Source organism: Falsiroseomonas ponticola (assembly GCF_016805305.1).
In the GTDB taxonomy this organism is placed as follows: Bacteria; Pseudomonadota; Alphaproteobacteria; order Acetobacterales; family Acetobacteraceae; genus Falsiroseomonas; species Falsiroseomonas ponticola.
In genome coordinates this window covers 31,907-49,538 of sequence record NZ_JAERQN010000009.1, presented here as the reverse complement: position 1 = coordinate 49,538, position 17,632 = coordinate 31,907, and the positions used below count along the sequence as shown (strand labels likewise).

Below are 17,632 nucleotides of genomic sequence, written 5' to 3'. Positions count from 1 at the left end.
ATGACCGTAACGACGATGCTGGACGCCGCCATCGTGGGCATGGGGCGCTGGGGCCAGGTGCTGGCCAACAGCGTGCAGGGCAGGAACGATGCGGGGATCCGCTTCGTCTCCGGCTGCACCCGCACGCCGGCCAAGGCGGAGGCCTGGGCGGCGGAGAAGGGCATCCGGATGCTGCCGGACTACGCCGCCGTGCTGGCGGACCCCGCCGTGAAGGCGGTGGTGCTGGCGACCCCGCATGGCCAGCATGCGGAGCAGGTGATCGCCGCGGCGCGGGCGGGCAAGCATGTCTTCGTGGAGAAGCCCTTCACGCTGGACCGCGCCTCCGCCGCCGCCGCCGTCGCGGCGTGCCGGGAGGCGGGGGTGGTGATGGCGCTCGGCCATAACCGGCGCTTCCTGCCGGCGATCCAGCTGATGAAGTCCATGCTGGCGGAGGGTGCGCTGGGGACGCTGCTGCATGTCGAGGGGCAGTTCAGCGGGCCGGGGGCGCGGGCCTATGTGCCGGGCATGTGGCGGGCGGACCGGGCGGAAAGCCCGCTCGGCGGCATGGGCGGCATGGGCATCCACATGATCGACGCCATCATCAACCTGGCCGGGCGGTTCAGGGAGGTGACGGTGCGCAGCCACGCGCAGGTCAGCCAGACGATCGACGACACCACGGCGATGCTGGGGCTGCTGGAACGCGGCGCGACGGTCGGCTTCGCGACGCTCTCGCTCTCCCCCAGCTTCTGGCGGGTGGCGCTGTTCGGGACGGAGGGGATCCTGAGCCTGCAGGGGCATGAGAGCCTCACCTGGACGCCGCGTGAGGGCGAGGGCTGGGTGAAGCAGTTTCCGAAGACCGATATCGAAGCCACTGAACTTCAAGCATTCGCAGCCGCCGTCGCCGGCGGCCCGGCCTATCCGCTGCCCGTCGAGGACGCGATCCATGGCGTCGCGGTATTCGAGGCGATGATCGGGGCCGCGACCTCGGGCAGCACCTACGCCGTGGTCGGTTGAAACCGTGGCGGCGCGGCCCGCGCTTGCGGTATGATCCGCGCATGAGCACGCCGCGCCGCCGCTTCCTCGCCTGCCTGCCCGCCCCTGTCCTGGGCGCCGGGCTGGCCACGCCCGCCCTCGCCTTCCGGCTGGAGGCGCCGAGCGCCGCCATCGCCGCGGAATACGGCAGCGGCGCCTGCGCGGAGCAGCAGGTGCATGAGGCGCTGCGGGCGGAGCTGGAGCGGGCGCTGGAGGGCCGGCCCCTGCCGGCGCCGATCGCGCCGCAGCTCGCCAGCCTGGCGCGCTGCCCCTTCTGCGGCTGCGGCGTGGCGGGCGCGCTGGACCATGGGGAGGGTCAGCCCGCCCCGGGCTGATCCCGCCAGTAGCGCACGCGCCAGGCCGGGCCGAGTTCGCGGGCCAGCCAGGCGGCGAGGCGCCTTCCCTCGGCCTCGAAGGCATCGGGATCGGGCATGGGCGGAGAGGCCGCCGGGTCGGCCCAATCGAAGCCGGCCTCGAACCAGGCGGCCCAGGCGGCCAGCGCCGCGACCAGGGCTTGCGGGATGGGCAGCGTCGCGGGGTCGATGTTGCCGCCCTGCCCTGCATCGTCCCAGAGCGGCCAGCACGCATAGTCCGGCATCACCCTGATCGCGGCCACGCGCCCGTCTTGCGGCGCTCTCATGGCACGCCTAGGAAACGCGCGCCAAACCGCTCGAGGAGCAATGCGCGATGTCCAAGATCACCCGCCAGGGCAGCAACCCCATCCTGTCCTCCTCGGTGGAGTACCATAATTTCGTCTATCTCGCCGGCACGACCGCCGATGACCTGTCCCAGGACGTGACGGGCCAGACCCGCCAGGTGCTGGCCAAGATCGACGCGGCGCTGGAGGCGAACGGCACGGACAATACCCGCCTGCTGCAGGCGCAGATCTGGCTGAAGGACATCCGCGACCGCGACGCCATGAACAAGGTGTGGATCGAGTGGCTGGGCGATGCCGGCCGCCCGGTGCGCGCCTGCGTGGAGGCCAACATGGCCGATCCGCGCCACCTCGTGGAGATCATGGTCACGGCCTGCCGCTGAGGCAGCGGGCCGGAGGCTTCGAGGGGCGGCGGCGGGGGAACCTGCCGCCGCCCTTTCCGTATCCGGTCCGAAATACCCCGGCGCCGGGGGCATATTCCAACGTGGCATGACAGTCATGTTGTGGAGTCAGGACCGGCGACGCGAAGGCTCCGGAACCGTGGCAAAAATGCCGCAACACTGTGTCGTCGTGTTTCGTCAGGTTTCGTCCTAGGACGATACTCCGTTTCGCACGGAGTTCACGGACGCTCGATCAGCGAATCACGCCGGATTTCGCGACGTAACAACGGACCGGGTTGTCCCCGCCCCCGCACGCCGGGTACCGCCTTGCACACGGAGCGCCAATCGGTGCCCGGAGGGCAGGCAATCGGGGGATCACTCATGCGGGCGACCGGCACGCTGGCTGTATTCTGCGTCCTGTTCGGGACAGCGGCTTTCTGCGCGGACACGGTCCAGGCGGCGGAGCGCAACCCGCGCACCGCCCAGAAGCAGGCCCGCCCCGGCCAGGTGGCCGTGACCCCGCCCCGCCCGCCCGCCGCCCAGCCCGCCAGCCGCGTCGCCGCCGCCAAGCCGGCGCAGCCGGCGCCGCGCCAGGCCGTGGCCGCCGCGCCGCAGCGCGGCACGCAGGTGGCCGCCCTGCCGCCGCCCCCGCCGCCCGCCCCCGCGCCCCGCGTGCGCGTGCTGAACGAGATGCCGGCCGCCGCGGCGCCGGCGCCGGCCGCGCCGGTGCAGCTGGCCTCGGTCGGCGTCATCCGCCCGGCCGTCGCGCACCCCGCCATCAGCCAGGGCGGCACGCCGATCCTGCCGGTCTCCATCAGCGGCGGCCTGTCCTGCGTGCCCTTCGCCCGCATGGCGACGGGGATGAACATCAGCGGCGATGCCCGCATGTGGTGGCACAACGCCGCCGGCACCTATGCCCGCGGCAACACGCCGGAACGCGGCTCCATCCTGGCCTTCACCGCCTCCGGCGGGATGGCGCGGGGGCATGTGGCGGTGGTCAGCCGGGTGGTGAATTCCCGCACCATCCATATCGACCACGCCAATTGGGGCGGCCCCGGCATCCGCCGCGGCGCGGTGATGCGCGGCGTGGTGGTGATCGATGCCTCCGACCGCAATGACTGGACGGCGGTGCGCGTGCAGGTCGGGCACAACGACGATGCCTTCGGCCGCACCTATTCGACGCATGGCTTCATCTACAACCGCCCGGCCCATGGCGCCGACCGGATGATGGAAGCCCGCGCCCGCGCCTACCAGGAAGTGGCGGAGGGCGCGCCCTCCCCCCATGTGGCGCAGCACATGCGCCTGACCTCCCAGCTTTTCGCGGAGTAGCGTCGCGCAACCTTCGGCGCGCTGGCATGCTGTGGCGTGCAGGGCGCGGCGGAGGAGGGAGCGATGCATGAACGCGGCGGGGCGGAGCGGCTGCTGCTGCCCGAGGGGAGCGGCGGCGCCATCCCCAACAATCCCCGGCTGCCGGTGCTGCTGCACCGCGGCGCGGTGCCGCCCGGCGACCCGGCGGCGGCGGAGGCGCTGTTCGCCCGCCATGGCTGGCCGCCGGCCTGGCGGAACGGCATCTACGACTTCCACCACTACCACCCCAACGCGCATGAGGCGCTGGCCATCGTGGAGGGCGGCGTGCGGGTGCGGCTGGGCGGCGACCCCGGCGTGACGATCGACCTGCAGGCGGGGGATGTGGTGGTGCTGCCGGCGGGCACGGGGCACCGCAACCTCGGCGCCTCCGCCCGGCTGCTGGTGGTGGGGGCCTATCCGCCGGGCGATCCGCCGGAGCAGTTCACCGGACGGCCCGGGGAGGCCGCGAAGGCCGCCCATGCCATCCCTGCCACGCCCGACCCGCCCTGCGATCCCGTGACGGGCGCGGCCTATCCGGCGGGTTGAGGCCGCGCCGTCACCGGTCGAAGCGGAAGGCGTGGGCGCAGAGCCATTGCTCCGGCGCCTGGCGCAGCACCGCCTCGATGGCCGCGTCGAGGGCGAGCTGGTTCGCCATGGCGGTGGCGTCCTGCGCCGCCGCGTCCGGCGCCGCCGCCATGGGGACCGGCGGCAGGAACACCATGCGGAAGCGGGCGGCGTCGCCATCCCGCAGCGCCGCGGCCGGCACCACCGCCGCGCCGGTCGCCATGGCCAGGCGGACGGCCTTGGCGATGTTGCCGATGGGCTGGGGCGGGCGGCCCAGCAGGGGCGCGTGGACCCGCCCCTGCCAGTATTCGTCCACGTAGTAGAGGAAGGCCGTGCCCGGCCTGGACAGCGCCCGCCGCGCCGCCACCAGCGCGGCGGAGGTCGGGCGGTGGCGGCGCAGCGGCATGCCCTGCGCATAGGCCCGGGTGCGCGCCGCATTGGCCACCCGCATGCGGAACCGGTTGGCGAGGCGCATGTAGATCCCCTGGCTCGGGATCCGCAGCATGCTGAGCGCGATGGGCAGCATCTCCCAATAGCCGACATGGGTGCCGGCGATCAGGACGGAGCGGCCGGCGGCGAAGGCGTCCGTCACATGGTGCAGGCCCTCCACCGTCACCCTGCCCTCCCCCCAGAGGCGCTCCAGGGCGGAGAATTCGGCCATGCTGCGGCCGAGGTTGCGCCAATGGGCCTGCATCATCGCATCCAGCTCCGCCTCCCCGGCCTCCGGCCTCAGGTGGCGGAAGACGGCTCGGGCGCGGGCGGTGGCTTCCACCCAGCGCCGGCCGGTGCGGGGGCCGAGGCGGGCGCCGATGGCGGATGCCGCATCGGTCGGCAGCAGGCGCAGCAGGGCGTGGGGGATGACGTGCTGGGCGATGCCGATGCCGGTATCCCGCACATAGTAGCGCCACAGCGCCCGGCGTTCCGACCAGGCGAGGCGGGGCGGGTCGTAGAGTTCCTCGATGGAATGGAAGGCGCTGCTAAACACGGGGCAGCACCCGCATCGGCAGCCCATCCCCGGGGCGGAGGGTGAGGCGCGCCACCGGCATCACGCGCGTGCCCTCCACCAGGTCGAGCCGCGCGGCCTGCCACAGCGTGGCGAGGCAGATGATCGCCTCCACCAGGCCGAGCTGCTGGCCGGTGCAGACGCGGGGGCCGGTGCTGAAGGGGATGTAGCCGTGGCGCGGCGGGCGCGGCGCGTCCGGCATGAAGCGGTCGGGGATGAAGGCATCGGGCTGGTCCCAGACCTTGGTGTTGCGATGCAGCAGCCAGGGCGCCACCAGCACCACCGCGCCCTTGCGCACATCCCGCCCCGCGATCCGCCCGGGCCCGATGGCCTGGCGGGACAGCAGGGGCACGGGGGGGTAGAGGCGCATCGTCTCCTCCACCACCGCGCGGGCGAAGGGCAGGCCGGGCAGGTCCGTGACCTGGGCGGGGCGGCCGCCGAGCGTGGCGGCCAGCTCCGCCTCCAGCCGCGCGGCGCTGGCGCGGTCCTGGCTCAGGATGAACAGCGCCCAGGCGAGGACATTGGCGGTGGTTTCGTGCCCCGCCATGAACAGGACGATCGCCTCGTTCCGGAAGGCGCGCCGGTCCATCGGCCGGTCGGTGCCCGGCACCCGGGCCTCCGCCATGGAGCGGATGAGCGAGGCCTCCCCGCTGCCGCCGGCCAGGATGGTCTCGATCAGCCCGTCCACCACGCCGTGGATGCGCCGCGCCGCGGCGCGGGCGCGGCGGTTGACCGGGCGCGGCAGCCATTCCGGCAGGCCGAGGAAGGAGGCGAGGTCGGTCTGCCCGATCTCCCGCTGGTATTCGGCGAAGGCGGAGACGACGGTGGCGGCGGCATCGGCGCCGAGGCCACGGCCGAAGATGGTGCGGCAGATGATCTCCGCCGTCAGGTGGCCCATTTCCGCCAGCGCGTCGATCACCGTGCCGGGCGGCAGGGCGGCCCAGGCGGCGGCGCGGCTGGCGGCAGCTTCCGTCATCACCGGCGCCAGGTCCGGCAGGCGGGAGGCATGGGTGACGGGCGCGACGACGCGCCGCCTTTCCCGCCACAGCTTCCCGTCGGAGACGAAGAGCCCGTCGCCCAGAAGCGGCTTCAGCGCCTGGCGGTGCTGGGGCGATTTGCGCTGGAAGACCTCATGCTGCTCGACGAAGGCCTGGTGCACCGTCTCCGGCGAGTTGCAGATGACGACGTCGCGGAACAGGAAGCGGGTGAAGATGGTCTCCCGCCGGAAGGCGCTGGCGGGCCAGATCGCCAGCCAGTCCCGGCGCGCCTGCGCCAGCAGCTTGAGGCCCCGTTCCGAACGCTCCGGCCGCGGCGGGAAGGGCGGCGTGTAGGGGGCGGCGCTGTGGCTCATCGCGCCAATCTACCGCGCGGCGGCGGCGCGCGGTATCGCCGGCGGGCCGGAATCATGGCCCGCCGGCGATGCGGGCGGTCAGACGGCCTGCGCCGTCAGCACGATGCGGCCCGTGACCTGCCCGGCGCGCAGGCGCATCAGCGCGCTGTCGGCATGGGCCAGCGGTTCGCGCGTGATGGGGATGGGCGGCAGCGCGCCGCCCTGCGCGATCTTCACCAGGGCGCGCAGTTCCTTGGGATTGCCGACATAGCTGCCCTGCACGGTCACGGCCTTCATGGCCATCAGCGGCAGGGGCAGGGAGAGTTCGCCGCCGAAGAGGCCGACCTGCACCAGCTTGCCGCCCTTGCCCAGCGCATCGAAGGCGAAGCGCGCGGTGGCGCTGCCATTCACCAGGTCCACCACCGCCATCACGGGGCCGCCGCAGGTGGCCATCAGCCGCGCGGTGACGTCGTCGCCCCGCGCATCGACCGTGTCCGTGGCGCCGGCGGCCTTCGCGGCTTCCAGCTTCTCCGCGCTGACATCGACGGAGACGATGCGGCGATGGCCGAGCGCCTTCAGCACCGCGATGGCCTGCAGGCCGAGCCCGCCCGCGCCGACCAGGACGATGGGATCGTCGGGGTCCATCGGCATCAGCTTGTTGATGGCGGAATAGACGGTGATGCCGGAACAGGCATAGGTCGCGGCCAGCGCATGGTCGAGCGTGCCGGGATCGACGAGGTGGCGGGGTTCCGGCACCAGGATATGCGTGGCGTAGCCGCCATTCTGGAAGACGCCGAGGGAGCGGCCATTCGCGCACATGTTGTCTTCCTCCGCCCGGCAGCGGGCGCAGGTGCCGCAGCCGACCCAGGGGAAGACGATGCGGGTCTGGCCGACCTCGAGCCCCTGCCCTTCGGCTTCAGGGCCCCAGGAGACGACGCGGCCCACGGTTTCATGCCCCATGGCGAGCGGCAGCTTCACGCCGCGGTCGGAGAGCTTCATCTTGCCCCGGCTGCCGAGGTCGTATTCGCCTTCCCAGATATGCAGGTCGGAATGGCAGACGCCGGCATGGGTGACTTCCAGCAGCACCTGCCTGCCGGTCGGCACCGGCGTCGGCAGCTCGATCTCCTGCAACGGCTTTCCCGTCTCGACCACGGCCCAGGCCCGCATGCGCATTCCCTCCTCACGCTTCGCGGCCACGCCAGCACCGGGGCGCGGCGGGGTCAAGGCGGCGGGGGCGCGCTTGACAGGCGGGGCAAGGGCTTGGCCCCATGCGGGCGGCGGCGCGCGGGCAAGAAGCGCCGCGAGGGGCCAGGGAATCGCCGGTCGCGTCATTCGCGAAAGGCTGCCGCATGGACCGCCCCTTCCACCTCGCCTGGTTCCTCTCCCGCGGCTATGGCCCCAAGGCCTGGCGGTATGAATGGGGCGGCGACCAGTCCCGCTGGATGATGCCGGACCTCTTCGTCGATCTCGCCGTCTCGATGGAGCGCGCGGGCTTCGACTACGTGATGATGGAGGACAGCTCCAACGTCCCCTACACGCACAAGGGAAGCCATGACGACTACCTGAAATACGCGATGGCGACGCCGAAGCTCGATCCCGCTGTGCTCGTTCCCTACATGGCCATGGCGACGAAGCGGATCGGGCTGGTGACGACGATGTCCACCACCGAATACCCGCCCTTCCTGCTGGCGCGGCTGGTGAACACGCTGGACCACGTCACCGAGGGCCGCGTCGGCTGGAACATGGTGACGGGCAGCAATGATGGCGGCGCGCAGAACTACGGCATGGACCGGCAGTTCGAGCATGACGAGCGCTACGACCGCGCCGATGAATTCGTGGAGATCGTCACGCGGCTCTGGGAGAGCTGGGCGCCGGATGCGGTGGTGATGGACCGCGACGCGCCGCTGTTCGCGGATGGCGGCAAGGTCCATCCCCTGCACTACAAGGGGCGCTTCCACCAGGTGCGCGGGCCGCTCAGCGCGCCGCGATCGCCGCAGGTGCGGCCGGTGCTGTGCCAGGCGGGCGGGTCGCCGCGCGGGCGGCAATTCGCGGCGCGATGGTCGGACACGATCATCACCTCGGCGAAGGATGTCGCCTCCATGCGCGCGACGCGGGATCGCATCCGCGCCGATGCGGTGGCGATGGGGCGCGACTCCGATGGCATCAAGGTGCTGTTCCTGATCGACCCGCTGGTGGACCACAGCCTGGAGGCGGCGGAGCATCGCCGGCGCATCCTGGAGGCCGATGTGGCGCTGCATGTGGACCAGCACCTGGCCTCCGCCTCCCGCCTCAGCGGGATCGATTTCTCCCGGTTTCCGCTGGACGAGCCTCTGCCCCGGCTGGTGAGCAACGGGCACCAATCGGTGGTGGACCGCTTCGCGGGGCTGACGCCGCGGCAGGTGGCGGGGCGGGCGGAACTCGGCATCCGCTTCACCGGCACGGTGGACATGGTGGCGGGGATGATGGCGGAGGCGATGCGGGAGGCCGGCGGCGACGGCTTCCTGATCGTCCATGCCGATTTCACCCGCCGCTACATCGCGGAGATCTGCGACGGGCTGGTGCCCGAATTGCAGCGCCGTGGCCTGACCCGCCGGCGCTACGAGCACGCGACCTTCCGGGAGAACCTGCTGGCCTTCTGACCGGCGGGCGCGCGCGGCGGCCCTTCAGCGCTGGCCGAGCGCGCGGTTGGTGCAGGCCTGCAGCGCCAGCAGGATGTCGCGCATCGGCGCGCCGGTGTCCCAGCTGTAGCGGTGCCGCCCGTACTGGATGACGAGCGGCCCACTGGAGGCGACCAGCGCCTCCACCGTGCGGGCATCGATCTCGGCCCAGGCGCGGTCATTGCTGGCGGCGCCGGCCAGGTCCCGCCTGCCGCCGGCGGCCAGCACCAGGGTCAGCACATGGGGCGCCTGCGCGCTGGCGGAGGCCGGGACGCTGAGCGAGAAGGCGCGGTCGCGGGTGAAGGCGATGCGCAGCAGCGCGCCCGCCTGGCCGTTGGTGGCGGCGCAGCGCTGGAAGACCCCGTTCTCGAACACGCGGATGATGGCGGCGTGGCCGGCGCGGCCGACCAGCTGCTGGCGGTAGGTCTGCGCCACCGCCGGCGCGGCGCTGGCCAGCGCCATCGCGATGGCGAGCAGCACGATCCCTTTCACGCCGAGCCTCCTGCCCCCGCCGCCGCGGCCGGCGGGCGGGGAGAGGATGCCCGCAAAAGCTGAATCGGGCGTTTGCCCGCGCACAGGCGGCGCCGAACCCCGCGCGGCGGGGGGCGTTGTGCCCGCCAACAGGGAGTAGACGACCATGAGCGATATCCTGTCCCGCATCCTGGCGGGGGTGCTGGGCGATGGCGGCGGGCGCGCGATGCCGGGCCCGATGAACCAGCCGGGCGGCGAGGCGCCCTCCCCGCTCGGCCGGCCGCGGCTGCCGGCGGAGGAGGCGGGGCGTGACGGCGGCATGATGCGGGACGGCCCGATGGGCCGGGACGGCGGCCAGATGGGCGGCGGGCTCGGCAGCATCCTGGGCGGGCTGCTGGGCGGCGGGCGGGGTGGCGCATCCTCCCCCATGCCCTCCGGCGGCGGGCTGGGCGGGCTGGCGAGCGGGCTCGGCGGCATGAAGGGCATGGCGCTGCTGGCGCTGCTTGCCTACCTCATGCGCGGCCAGGGCGGCGCGCGGGGGCTGACCAGCCTGGCGGACCAGCTGCGCGGCGCGGGGCTCGGCGACCGCGTGGATAGCTGGGTGCAGGACGGGCCGAATGGCGATGTCTCGCCGGAGGAGCTGCGCCGCGCCATCCCGCCCCAGGCGCTGGACCAGCTCTCGGCCGCGACCGGCGAGGGGCAGGACGAGATCCTGTCCCAGCTCAGCCGGGGCCTGCCGGGCATGGTGGACCGGCTGACGCCGCGGGGGCGCCTGCCGGAGCGGGACGAGGAGCTGCCGGAGGCGGAGCCGGATGAGCTGCTGCGCCCCTTCGGCCTGGGGCGCCGGACCTAGTCCGGGCGGATCCCGTTCTCCCGCACCACGCGGCCCCAGGTGGCGATCTGGGCGGAGAGGAAGGGGCCGAAGACGGCCTCGCCCTGCGGGTCGAGGTCGATGCCGAGGGCGAGGACGCGGGCGCGGACCTCCGGGATGGCGAGCGCGCCGCGCAGCGCGGCTTCCATCCGGCCCCGGATCGCGGCCGGCAGGCCGGCGGGGCCGAGGAAGCCCCAGAAGGCGCGGGCATCGATGCCGGGGACGCCGGATTCCACCAGGGTCGGGATATCGGGCATGGAGGGGGAGCGCGTGGCGCCGGTCTGGGCGAGCGGCAGCAGGGCGCCGCTGTCGATATGCACGCCGATGGCGGGGCGGGTCGCGATGGGCATGTCCACCTCCCCGGCCACGGCCGCCACGGCCAGCGGGCCGCCGCCGCGATAGGGCACATGGACGAGTTGCAGCCCCGCCGCCCGGCCGACCAGCGCCATGGTCAGGTGGGCGAGCGACCCGTTGCCGATGGTGCCGTAGGTCAGCGTGTCCGGCCGGGCCTTCGCGGCTTCCGCCATGGCGGCGAAGCTGCGCCAGGGGCGGGTGCGGTGCGCGGTCAGCACCATGGGCGCGGTGCCGAACAGCAGCAGCGGCGTCAGGTCCTTTTCCGTGTCGAAGCCCATGGTCGGGATCAGCGCCGGGTTCACCGCATGGGTGTCGAAGACCAGCACCCAGTTGTTGCCATCGGGCTGGCTGCGGGCGACGAGCGCGGTGCCGAGCGCGCCGGAGGCCCCGGCCCGGTTCTCCACCACGATGGGCTGGCCGAGTGCGGCCTGGAGATGCGGCTGCAGCAGGCGGGAGAGCGCATCGGTCGATCCCCCCGGCGGGAAGGGCACGACGATGCGGATGGGGCCCGAGGGCCAGGATTGCGCGAGCGCCGGCAGGGCCAGCGTGGCGCCGGCGGCGGCCAGCAGCGCACGGCGCGTGGAACGCGGCATGACGGAAATCCTCCCTGGTCTTCTTGCCCGCCATCTGGCCCGGGACGGGGCGGCGGCGCAACCGGGAAGGTTCAGGCGGTGGCGAGCAGCGCGCGGATGCGGGCCTTGTGCACCTCATTCGCCAGCGAGGCCGCGCTGGCGTGCAGGCTTTCGAAATCCGTGCGGTCGCCGCGCGCGACGGCCAGGCCCTCCGCCGTCAGGTCGCGGTTCTGCCGGAAGTTCCGGACCTTGCCGTGCACCTCCTTGTTCGGCATGCGGCCGGACCAGATGCGCCGCGCCAGGCGGAAGCTGATCTCCGTCCCGTTCCCCGCGGATTGGAAGATGTTCACCGTCTCCCCGGCGGCGAAGAAGGGGGCGCGGATCTCCAGGTTCGAGCCATCGGCGTTCGGCGGGAAGATCGCATCGGCGTCGAAGAAGGCGGCGTCGGACAGCCCGACATAGGCGAGCGGGATGACGGGCGGGAAATTGGCCAGCAGGTTCGCCAGCTCCACCACGTTCTTGCCGCCGGCACTCTCCCCGGTCAGGCAGACCAGGCCGACGGCGGAGCCGCTGCCCATGATGGCGCCGCGCACCATGCTGGCGATGCGGGCGACGGGGTTGGGGGATTGGCCGCCGGTGAAGACGATCGTCTCCAGGCTGCGGTTCTTCTTGGCGCGGTAGGCATCGGACATGATGTCCTGCCGCAGCAGGTTGCCGCCCTGCTGTTCCCCCTGGTGGGAGGAGTTGCGCCCGCCGAAGCCCAGGATCTGCACCACCACGTCCTTGACCGTGGAAGGCGGCGCCGGGGCGGGCGGGGTGACGCCCTTGCCTTCCAGCGCCAGCATCTCCGTATCCAGCAGGGAGATGGTGCGGCGGCCGACGATGTCGTCCACCTGGCGGGGCGGGATGCGGATGTCGCGCAGCGTCTTGTAGGCCAGCACCGCATCCCGCGTGCTGCCCTTGAACTCCCCGGCGGGGTCGCGGATGACGGGGATGCGGGGGTCGATCTGCGCGGCGACCTTGGCCAGGGCGGATTGCACCACCTCCACCGCCGGGCCGCGGCTGTTGGGCACGAGATGGGCGGGGTCGCTGGCCAGGCAGGCATCCAGCTTCGACTGCGTCGCCGCCGGATGCCCCGTGAAGTGGCGGGATTCGAAACGCGCCTTGGCGGCGGGGGCAGGCATGCGGCGGCTCCGGCATCAGGGACCGGAGGCAAGGCTAGGGCCTGGGGGCGGGCGAACCAGCGCGGTTTGGTTTCGCGTGTTTCGCCCCGCGCCCCGGCGCTACACCGGCCGTGTCACAGGCGCGCCGGCCTTGGCCTGGACCAGGGCGCGGCGGATGTCGCCTTCCAGCTTCGCCAGTTCCTCCGCCGCGCGGGCGCGCTGGCCGCGGGCCTCGTCGGCGATGCGGAGGCTGTCCTCGATGGTGGAGACCAGGGCGGCATTGGCCTTCTGCACGGCGGCGAGGTCGAAGATGCCGCGTTCCAGCTCCGTCCGCGCTTCCATGTTGCCGCGGCGCAGCGTCTCCGCATTCGCGGTCAGCAGCTGGTTGGTCAGGTCGGTCGCCTGCTTCACGGCGGAGCCGGCTTCGCGCATCCGGTGGATGGCCAGCGCCTGGGCGAGCTGCTGGCGCCAGAGCGGCACGGTGTTGGCCAACACGGAGTGGATCTTGCTGGCCAGCGCCTTGTCGTTCTCCTGGATCAGCCGGATGGAAGGCAGCGCCTGCATCGCCACCTGGCGCGTCAGGCGCAAATCATGGACGCGGCGGTCCAGCTCATCCCGCGCGCCGCGCAGGTCGCGCAGCCGCTGCGGCGCCAGGTCGTCGCCGGGGTTGGCGGCGACGGCAGCCTCCATCGCCGGGATCGCTTCCCGGTCGGTGCGGGCGAGAACGGATTCGCCGGCCTGGACGTGGTCGCCCAGCGCGTGGAACCATTCGAGCGTCGCCTGATACAGGCGCTCCAGCCGCTCCACGTCTTCCAGCAGCCGCGTGCGATGAGTGTCGAGCTTGTCGCCGATACCCTCGATCTGGCCCTTCACCGTCTCGTATTTCTGGATGATGCCGGTAACCTCGGCGCCCGCCTTGGTGAAGACCCGGGCGAAGAAGCCAGGACGTTCATCCAGCTTCGTCACGTCGAAGCCGCGCAGCGTGGCGAGCAGGGAGGAGAGGGTGCGCCCGGCCTCCCCCGTCTCCTGGTTCCTGGCCCCTTCCAGCATGGCATCCGCCGCGGCCTGGGCGCGGGTCTGGGTCTGCTGGCCGAAGCGCAGGATGGAGCCGGGGTCGGAGAGGTCGATCTGGCGGGCCAGTTCCTCGATGGCCGGGACGGGGGTGCCGGGGGTGGTCGTCGTCGGCTGGGACGTGCTCATGCGTATCCTTCCTGGCGCAGCCTCTCGGCCAGCACCTTCACCTGGATGTCGAGGGCGGCACTCTCCTCGGCGCGCAGGCGGGCGCGGAGTTCCTCGGCGGCGGATTGCAGGTCCTCGAGCAGCTTCGGCATGCCGGGCGGCGGCTCCGCCCCCGCATGCAGCCGGTCCGCGATGCGTTCCAGGCCATCGAGATGGACCGCGAGGAAGCGGCGGGCCAGCGGCAGGCGGTCCGGCCGGGCATCGAGGTCATCCAGCACCGCGGCCATGGCGCCGGTGACGCCGGTGAGCGCGGGCGCGGCGGCGATGCGGGACAGGCGGGCGCGGGCTTCGTCCAGCGGGCCGGGGGCGGCGGGCGGCGGGGGGGCCTCCACCTCCGGCACCGCGCCATCATACATCAGGCGGGTGCCGGCCCAGGCGCCGGCGGCCAGCAGCACGGCGAGCGGCGCGCCCATCTGCGCGCCGAGGCCGGCGACGAGGCCGGTGGCCACGGCCATCAGCACGGCGGCGCGGCGGGTATCCCCTGCCCTGCCCCGCCGCAGCGTGCGCAGCGCGAGCAGCGGCAGGCCGAGGCCGAGGGCCGCGGCCACCACGCCCCGCGTGTTGCCGCGCGCGATCTCGATCACCGCATCGGGCAGCAGCGGCCAGGTGAAGAGCGGCAGCAGCAGGCCGCGCGTGCCGGCGCGGAAGCGGCCCGCCCCTTCCTCCAGCTTCGCCCTGGCATCCCGCCAGGCATCGGGGTGGCGCCAGCCGGGGCCCGGGCCGTTCATCGGAACAGGGCCAGGATGCAGGCCATCCAGAGCGTCAGGCCCATCAGCCACATCCCGGCCACGCGGCGCACCGGCCAGGGGATGGAAGGCAGCAGGATGCGCGGCCGCGCGAGGCGGGCGGCGCGGGCTTCCGGGGTACGGCGATCGTCATGGCGCATGTCGGCGGGAAGATCGGCCCTCCCCGGGCCGGCATCAAGGCCCGCGGGCCGGCGGGCGCGGGGTGGGGCAGGCTGTTGCCGGCTCGGAAAGGAAACGCCATGAGAATGGCTGCGCCGGGGCCGATCTCGTGGCAGAATGATGACCGCGCCGGCGCCCGGCGTGGCGTGCTGGCGCCGCCTGCAACCGGGGGGACTCGTCCGGGGGCGCGTTCGATTCAATGGCTTCCGGGCCACGCGCCGCCGCGGGCAAGGGCGGCGCGGCCCGGCGGAAGGAGGCGCATGGTGGTGACCCATCTGCTGACGAGACGGGCGACCGGGGCCGCGCTGGTCCTCGCCGCCACGCTGCCGGCCCCCGCCATCCGGGCGCAGGCGGCGCCGCTGCAATTCGGCGTCATGCCGAATGTCAGCCCGCGCGTGCTGCTGGCGCAGTACCAGCCCTTCCGCGCCTTCCTGGAGGCCGATCTGGGCCGGCCGGTGGAAGTGGTGACGGCGCCGGGCCTGGCCCCCTTCCATGAACGCACCGTGGCCGGCGCCTATGGCCTGGTGGTGACGGCCGCCAATCTGGGGCGCGTGGCGCAGCTGGATGCCGGGCTGCAACCCTTCGCGATCTATGAGCCGCGGATCCCCGGGCTGCTGGTGACGCACCGGGACCGCCCGGTCAGCGACATCGCGGCCATCCGCGGGCGGCAGGTGGCGATGACCAACCCGCAATCGCTGGTGGCGCTGAAATTCGTCCATTGGGCGCGCGCGGCCGGGGTGCGGATCGGCCAGGACGCGACGGCCGTGCATGCGCGCAACGAGGACAGCCTGGCCCAGCTCCTCACCGGCCCGGCCACGCCGCTGGCGGTGATGAGCCGGGGCGAGTTCAACGCCATCGGCCCCGCGGTGCGGGACACGCTGGTGGTCTGGCAGCAATTCGCCACCGTGCCCGGCTTCCTGGTGCTGCTGGGCGCGGGCATGGCCCCGGAGGAGGCGCGGCGCATCGCCACCTGCGTCGGCCGCTTCCCCGGCAGCGAGGCCGGGCGCCAGTTCTTCGAGCTGACCGGCTTCCGCGGCATCCGCCCCGTGGCGCCGCCCGACCTGGCGGAGGTGGATGACGTGGTGGAGGAGACGCGCAGCCTCCTGCGCGGCGCCTGACCGCGGCGCTGTCCAGGCGGCGCCCGGCATGCTGCGGAAACTGCCGTTCCGCCTGAAGCTGTTCGCGCTGGCCGCCTGCGCGCTGGTGGCGCTGGCCTCGGCGCTGACCATGATCCAGGACCGCCTGGTGCTGAAGGTGCTGGAGGCGCAGTTCGAGAGCCGCGCGGTGGCGGCGCGGCCGATCCTGCAGGCGGCGCTGGCGGCGCCGCTGGCGGAACGCGACTTCGCCACGGTGCAGGCCATCCTGACGGAATCCGTCAATGCCGGCAGCTTCGCCCACCTGATGCTGCTGGATGCCGGCGGGCAGCCGGTGGCCGCGGCGGGCTGGGACGTGGCGCGGGATGGCATGCCCCGCCACCAGGCCACCCCGCTGCCCATGCCCGATGGCGATACGCGCATGGTGTATGAGGCGCCCGTCGCCATGGCCGGGCAGCGGCTGGGCACGGTGCATTTCGGCATGTCCCTGGCGCCGATCGAGGCCGCGCACGCCGCGCTGGTGACCGGCGGCGTGGTGGCCGCGGTGCTGTGCGTGGCGCTGCTGGTGCCGCTGGTGGAGCTGGGGTCGCGCTGGCTGTTCCGGCCGCTGCGGCGGCTGGAAGCGGCGGCGGCGGCGATCCGGGCGGGGGATTACGACACGCCGCTCGACCCCCGCGCCTTCCGCGCCACGGGGGGGGAGCCGGGCGGGGACGAGATCGCGCGGCTGGGCAGCACCTTCATCGCCATGGCGAAGGCGATGCGGGAGAGGCTGGAGGCGCTGTCGGCCAGCGAGGCGCGGCAGCGCGCGCTGCTGGAGGAGGCGCGGCTGCGCGAGGTGCTGCTGCGCAACGCCAAGGAACAGGCGGAGGTCGCGACCCGGGCGAAGAGCGAGTTCCTGGCCAATATGAGCCACGAGGTGCGCACGCCGCTGAACGGCATCCTCGGCATGGCGCAGATCCTCGCGACCTCCGAGCTGGAGGAGGCGGACCGGGAATCGGTGCAGGTGATCCTGGACAGCGGGAACCTGCTGCTCGGCATCATCAACGACATCCTCGACATCTCCCGCCTGGAATCGGGGCGCGTGACGATCGAGCCCGCGGTGGTGGAGACGGTGCCGATGCTGTCCCAGCCGCTGACGGCGCTGGCGGCGACGGCGGTGCGCAAGGGGCTGGGCTGGTCGGTGGAGATGGCGCCCGACCTGCCGCGGCTGGTGCTGGCGGACCGCATGCGGGTGGCGCAGGTGCTGGTGAACCTGGCGGGCAATGCGGTGAAGTTCACGGAAAGCGGGGAGATCCGCATCCGCGCCCGCTGGCAGGCGCTGGGCAGCGGCGGGCAGCTGCGGGTGGAGGTGGCCGATACCGGCATCGGCATCCCGCGCGAGGCCTGGCCGATGCTGTTCGAGCGCTTCGCCCAGGCGGAGATGTCCACGACCCGGCGCTATGGCGGATCGGGCCTCGGGCTCGCCATCTCCCGCCAGCTGGTGGAGCTGATGGGCGGGCGGATCGGCTTCGACAGCCGGCCCGGCCAGGGCAGCACCTTCTGGTTCGAACTGCCGCTCGGCGTGCCGGCGACCCCGCGGCTGGAGGTGGTGCCGGGACGGCGCGTGCTGGTGGTGGAGACGCTGCCGAGCCACCGCACCGCGGCCGCCGCGCTGTTGCGCCAGCTGGACCACGCCGTGACCACCGTCGCGGATGGAGAGGGCGCGGCGGCGGCGCTGGCGGATCAGGATTTCGACGTGGTGATGCTGGACCTGGATGCGCCGGAGGCCTGGGAGACGGCATCGCGGCTGCGGGGGATGGGGCAGCGGCGGGAGAAGCTGCCCATCATCGGCACGGCGGCGGCGCCGGATGCGGCGCTGCGCGAGCGGTGCGGCGCGGCGGGGCTGGCGGGGCTGCTGGCCAAGCCGATGCGGCTGCGGGACCTGTACCCCGCGATCCAGGCGGCGGTGACGGCGCCGGCGCCCTGACATCCGGCCGCGTGCTGCCGGATGGCGGCGCGGGCCGGCACGCGCATCCC

General features: G+C 73.3%; 19 protein-coding genes. 9 read left to right on the top strand and 10 right to left on the bottom strand.

Annotation, left to right across the window (positions count from 1 at the left end; all coding sequences use genetic code 11):
* Positions 1 to 993, top strand: a complete 993-nt coding sequence (locus tag JJI54_RS22750; RefSeq protein ID WP_226382022.1) for a Gfo/Idh/MocA family protein — start codon at positions 1 to 3, stop codon at positions 991 to 993.
* A 41-nt stretch (positions 994 to 1,034) separates the two neighbouring features.
* Positions 1,035 to 1,346 (top strand): hypothetical protein, encoded by a 312-nt coding sequence (locus JJI54_RS22745; RefSeq protein WP_203075434.1) that lies wholly within the window; start codon positions 1,035 to 1,037, stop codon positions 1,344 to 1,346.
* On the opposite strand, the gene JJI54_RS22740 is transcribed toward JJI54_RS22745, so the two are convergent.
* Positions 1,328 to 1,627 carry a hypothetical protein gene (locus JJI54_RS22740; RefSeq protein ID WP_203075431.1) on the bottom strand — a complete coding sequence of 100 codons (300 nt, stop codon included), beginning with the start codon at positions 1,625 to 1,627 and terminating at the stop codon, positions 1,328 to 1,330. The genes JJI54_RS22745 and JJI54_RS22740 overlap by 19 nt on opposite strands.
* Before the next feature lie 71 nt (positions 1,628 to 1,698).
* On the opposite strand from JJI54_RS22740, the gene JJI54_RS22735 reads away from it, so the two are divergent.
* The 3 genes from JJI54_RS22735 to JJI54_RS22725 all read left to right on the top strand — a co-directional run bounded on the left by JJI54_RS22735 (position 1,699) and on the right by JJI54_RS22725 (position 3,939).
* Positions 1,699 to 2,049, top strand: a complete 351-nt coding sequence (locus tag JJI54_RS22735; protein WP_203075428.1) for a RidA family protein — start codon at positions 1,699 to 1,701, stop codon at positions 2,047 to 2,049.
* 378 nt (positions 2,050 to 2,427) lie between these two features.
* Positions 2,428 to 3,375, top strand: a complete 948-nt coding sequence (locus JJI54_RS22730; RefSeq protein ID WP_226382021.1) for a CHAP domain-containing protein — start codon at positions 2,428 to 2,430, stop codon at positions 3,373 to 3,375.
* 63 nt (positions 3,376 to 3,438) lie between these two features.
* The gene (locus tag JJI54_RS22725; protein ID WP_203075425.1) at positions 3,439 to 3,939 is read left to right on the top strand and encodes a cupin domain-containing protein; all 501 of its coding nucleotides are present in this window, start codon (positions 3,439 to 3,441) and stop codon (positions 3,937 to 3,939) included.
* A 10-nt stretch (positions 3,940 to 3,949) separates the two neighbouring features.
* On the opposite strand, the gene JJI54_RS22720 is transcribed toward JJI54_RS22725, so the two are convergent.
* The 3 genes from JJI54_RS22720 to JJI54_RS22710 all read right to left on the bottom strand — a co-directional run bounded on the left by JJI54_RS22720 (position 3,950) and on the right by JJI54_RS22710 (position 7,457).
* Positions 3,950 to 4,942, bottom strand: coding sequence for a lysophospholipid acyltransferase family protein (locus JJI54_RS22720; RefSeq protein WP_203075422.1), 993 nt, complete (start codon positions 4,940 to 4,942; stop codon positions 3,950 to 3,952).
* Positions 4,935 to 6,311, bottom strand: coding sequence for a cytochrome P450 (locus JJI54_RS22715; protein WP_226382019.1), 1,377 nt, complete (start codon positions 6,309 to 6,311; stop codon positions 4,935 to 4,937). Before JJI54_RS22715 ends, JJI54_RS22720 begins: the two co-directional genes overlap by 8 nt.
* A 78-nt stretch (positions 6,312 to 6,389) precedes the next feature.
* On the bottom strand, positions 6,390 to 7,457 hold the full coding sequence (locus tag JJI54_RS22710; RefSeq protein ID WP_203075420.1) for an alcohol dehydrogenase: 1,068 nt from the start codon (positions 7,455 to 7,457) through the stop codon (positions 6,390 to 6,392).
* Between the two features lie 182 nt (positions 7,458 to 7,639).
* Here JJI54_RS22710 and JJI54_RS22705 point away from each other — a divergent pair, with 182 nt between their 5' ends.
* Positions 7,640 to 8,929, top strand: coding sequence for an NtaA/DmoA family FMN-dependent monooxygenase (locus JJI54_RS22705; RefSeq protein ID WP_203075418.1), 1,290 nt, complete (start codon positions 7,640 to 7,642; stop codon positions 8,927 to 8,929).
* 24 nt (positions 8,930 to 8,953) lie between these two features.
* Here the strand turns inward: JJI54_RS22705 and JJI54_RS22700 are convergent, their stop codons facing one another.
* On the bottom strand, positions 8,954 to 9,439 hold the full coding sequence (locus tag JJI54_RS22700) for a hypothetical protein (protein WP_203075416.1): 486 nt from the start codon (positions 9,437 to 9,439) through the stop codon (positions 8,954 to 8,956).
* Between the two features lie 145 nt (positions 9,440 to 9,584).
* Between JJI54_RS22700 and JJI54_RS22695 the strand changes: the two genes are divergently transcribed.
* Positions 9,585 to 10,271 carry a YidB family protein gene (locus tag JJI54_RS22695; protein ID WP_203075414.1) on the top strand — a complete coding sequence of 229 codons (687 nt, stop codon included), beginning with the start codon at positions 9,585 to 9,587 and terminating at the stop codon, positions 10,269 to 10,271.
* Here JJI54_RS22695 and JJI54_RS22690 read toward each other — a convergent pair.
* From JJI54_RS22690 to JJI54_RS22670, 5 genes are all read right to left on the bottom strand, one after another.
* Positions 10,268 to 11,236: a tripartite tricarboxylate transporter substrate-binding protein gene (locus JJI54_RS22690; RefSeq protein ID WP_203075412.1), complete on the bottom strand. Its 969-nt coding sequence runs from the start codon at positions 11,234 to 11,236 to the stop codon at positions 10,268 to 10,270. The genes JJI54_RS22695 and JJI54_RS22690 overlap by 4 nt on opposite strands.
* A gap of 71 nt (positions 11,237 to 11,307) precedes the next feature.
* The gene (locus JJI54_RS22685; protein WP_203075410.1) at positions 11,308 to 12,399 is read right to left on the bottom strand and encodes a hypothetical protein; all 1,092 of its coding nucleotides are present in this window, start codon (positions 12,397 to 12,399) and stop codon (positions 11,308 to 11,310) included.
* A gap of 99 nt (positions 12,400 to 12,498) precedes the next feature.
* Complete coding sequence (locus JJI54_RS22680) at positions 12,499 to 13,578, bottom strand: toxic anion resistance protein (RefSeq protein WP_203075408.1); 1,080 nt, start codon at positions 13,576 to 13,578, stop codon at positions 12,499 to 12,501.
* Positions 13,575 to 14,345 carry a hypothetical protein gene (locus JJI54_RS22675; RefSeq protein ID WP_203075406.1) on the bottom strand — a complete coding sequence of 257 codons (771 nt, stop codon included), beginning with the start codon at positions 14,343 to 14,345 and terminating at the stop codon, positions 13,575 to 13,577. The genes JJI54_RS22680 and JJI54_RS22675 overlap by 4 nt, the downstream gene beginning before the upstream one ends.
* Positions 14,342 to 14,503 carry a hypothetical protein gene (locus JJI54_RS22670; protein WP_203075404.1) on the bottom strand — a complete coding sequence of 54 codons (162 nt, stop codon included), beginning with the start codon at positions 14,501 to 14,503 and terminating at the stop codon, positions 14,342 to 14,344. The genes JJI54_RS22675 and JJI54_RS22670 overlap by 4 nt, the downstream gene beginning before the upstream one ends.
* Before the next feature lie 279 nt (positions 14,504 to 14,782).
* On the opposite strand from JJI54_RS22670, the gene JJI54_RS22665 reads away from it, so the two are divergent.
* Together JJI54_RS22665 and JJI54_RS32835 are read left to right on the top strand one after the other, a co-directional pair.
* Positions 14,783 to 15,640: a phosphate/phosphite/phosphonate ABC transporter substrate-binding protein gene (locus JJI54_RS22665; RefSeq protein ID WP_203075402.1), complete on the top strand. Its 858-nt coding sequence runs from the start codon at positions 14,783 to 14,785 to the stop codon at positions 15,638 to 15,640.
* Between the two features lie 28 nt (positions 15,641 to 15,668).
* The gene (locus JJI54_RS32835) at positions 15,669 to 17,582 is read left to right on the top strand and encodes an ATP-binding protein (protein ID WP_203075400.1); all 1,914 of its coding nucleotides are present in this window, start codon (positions 15,669 to 15,671) and stop codon (positions 17,580 to 17,582) included.
* The last annotated feature ends 50 nt before the right edge of the window (positions 17,583 to 17,632 follow it).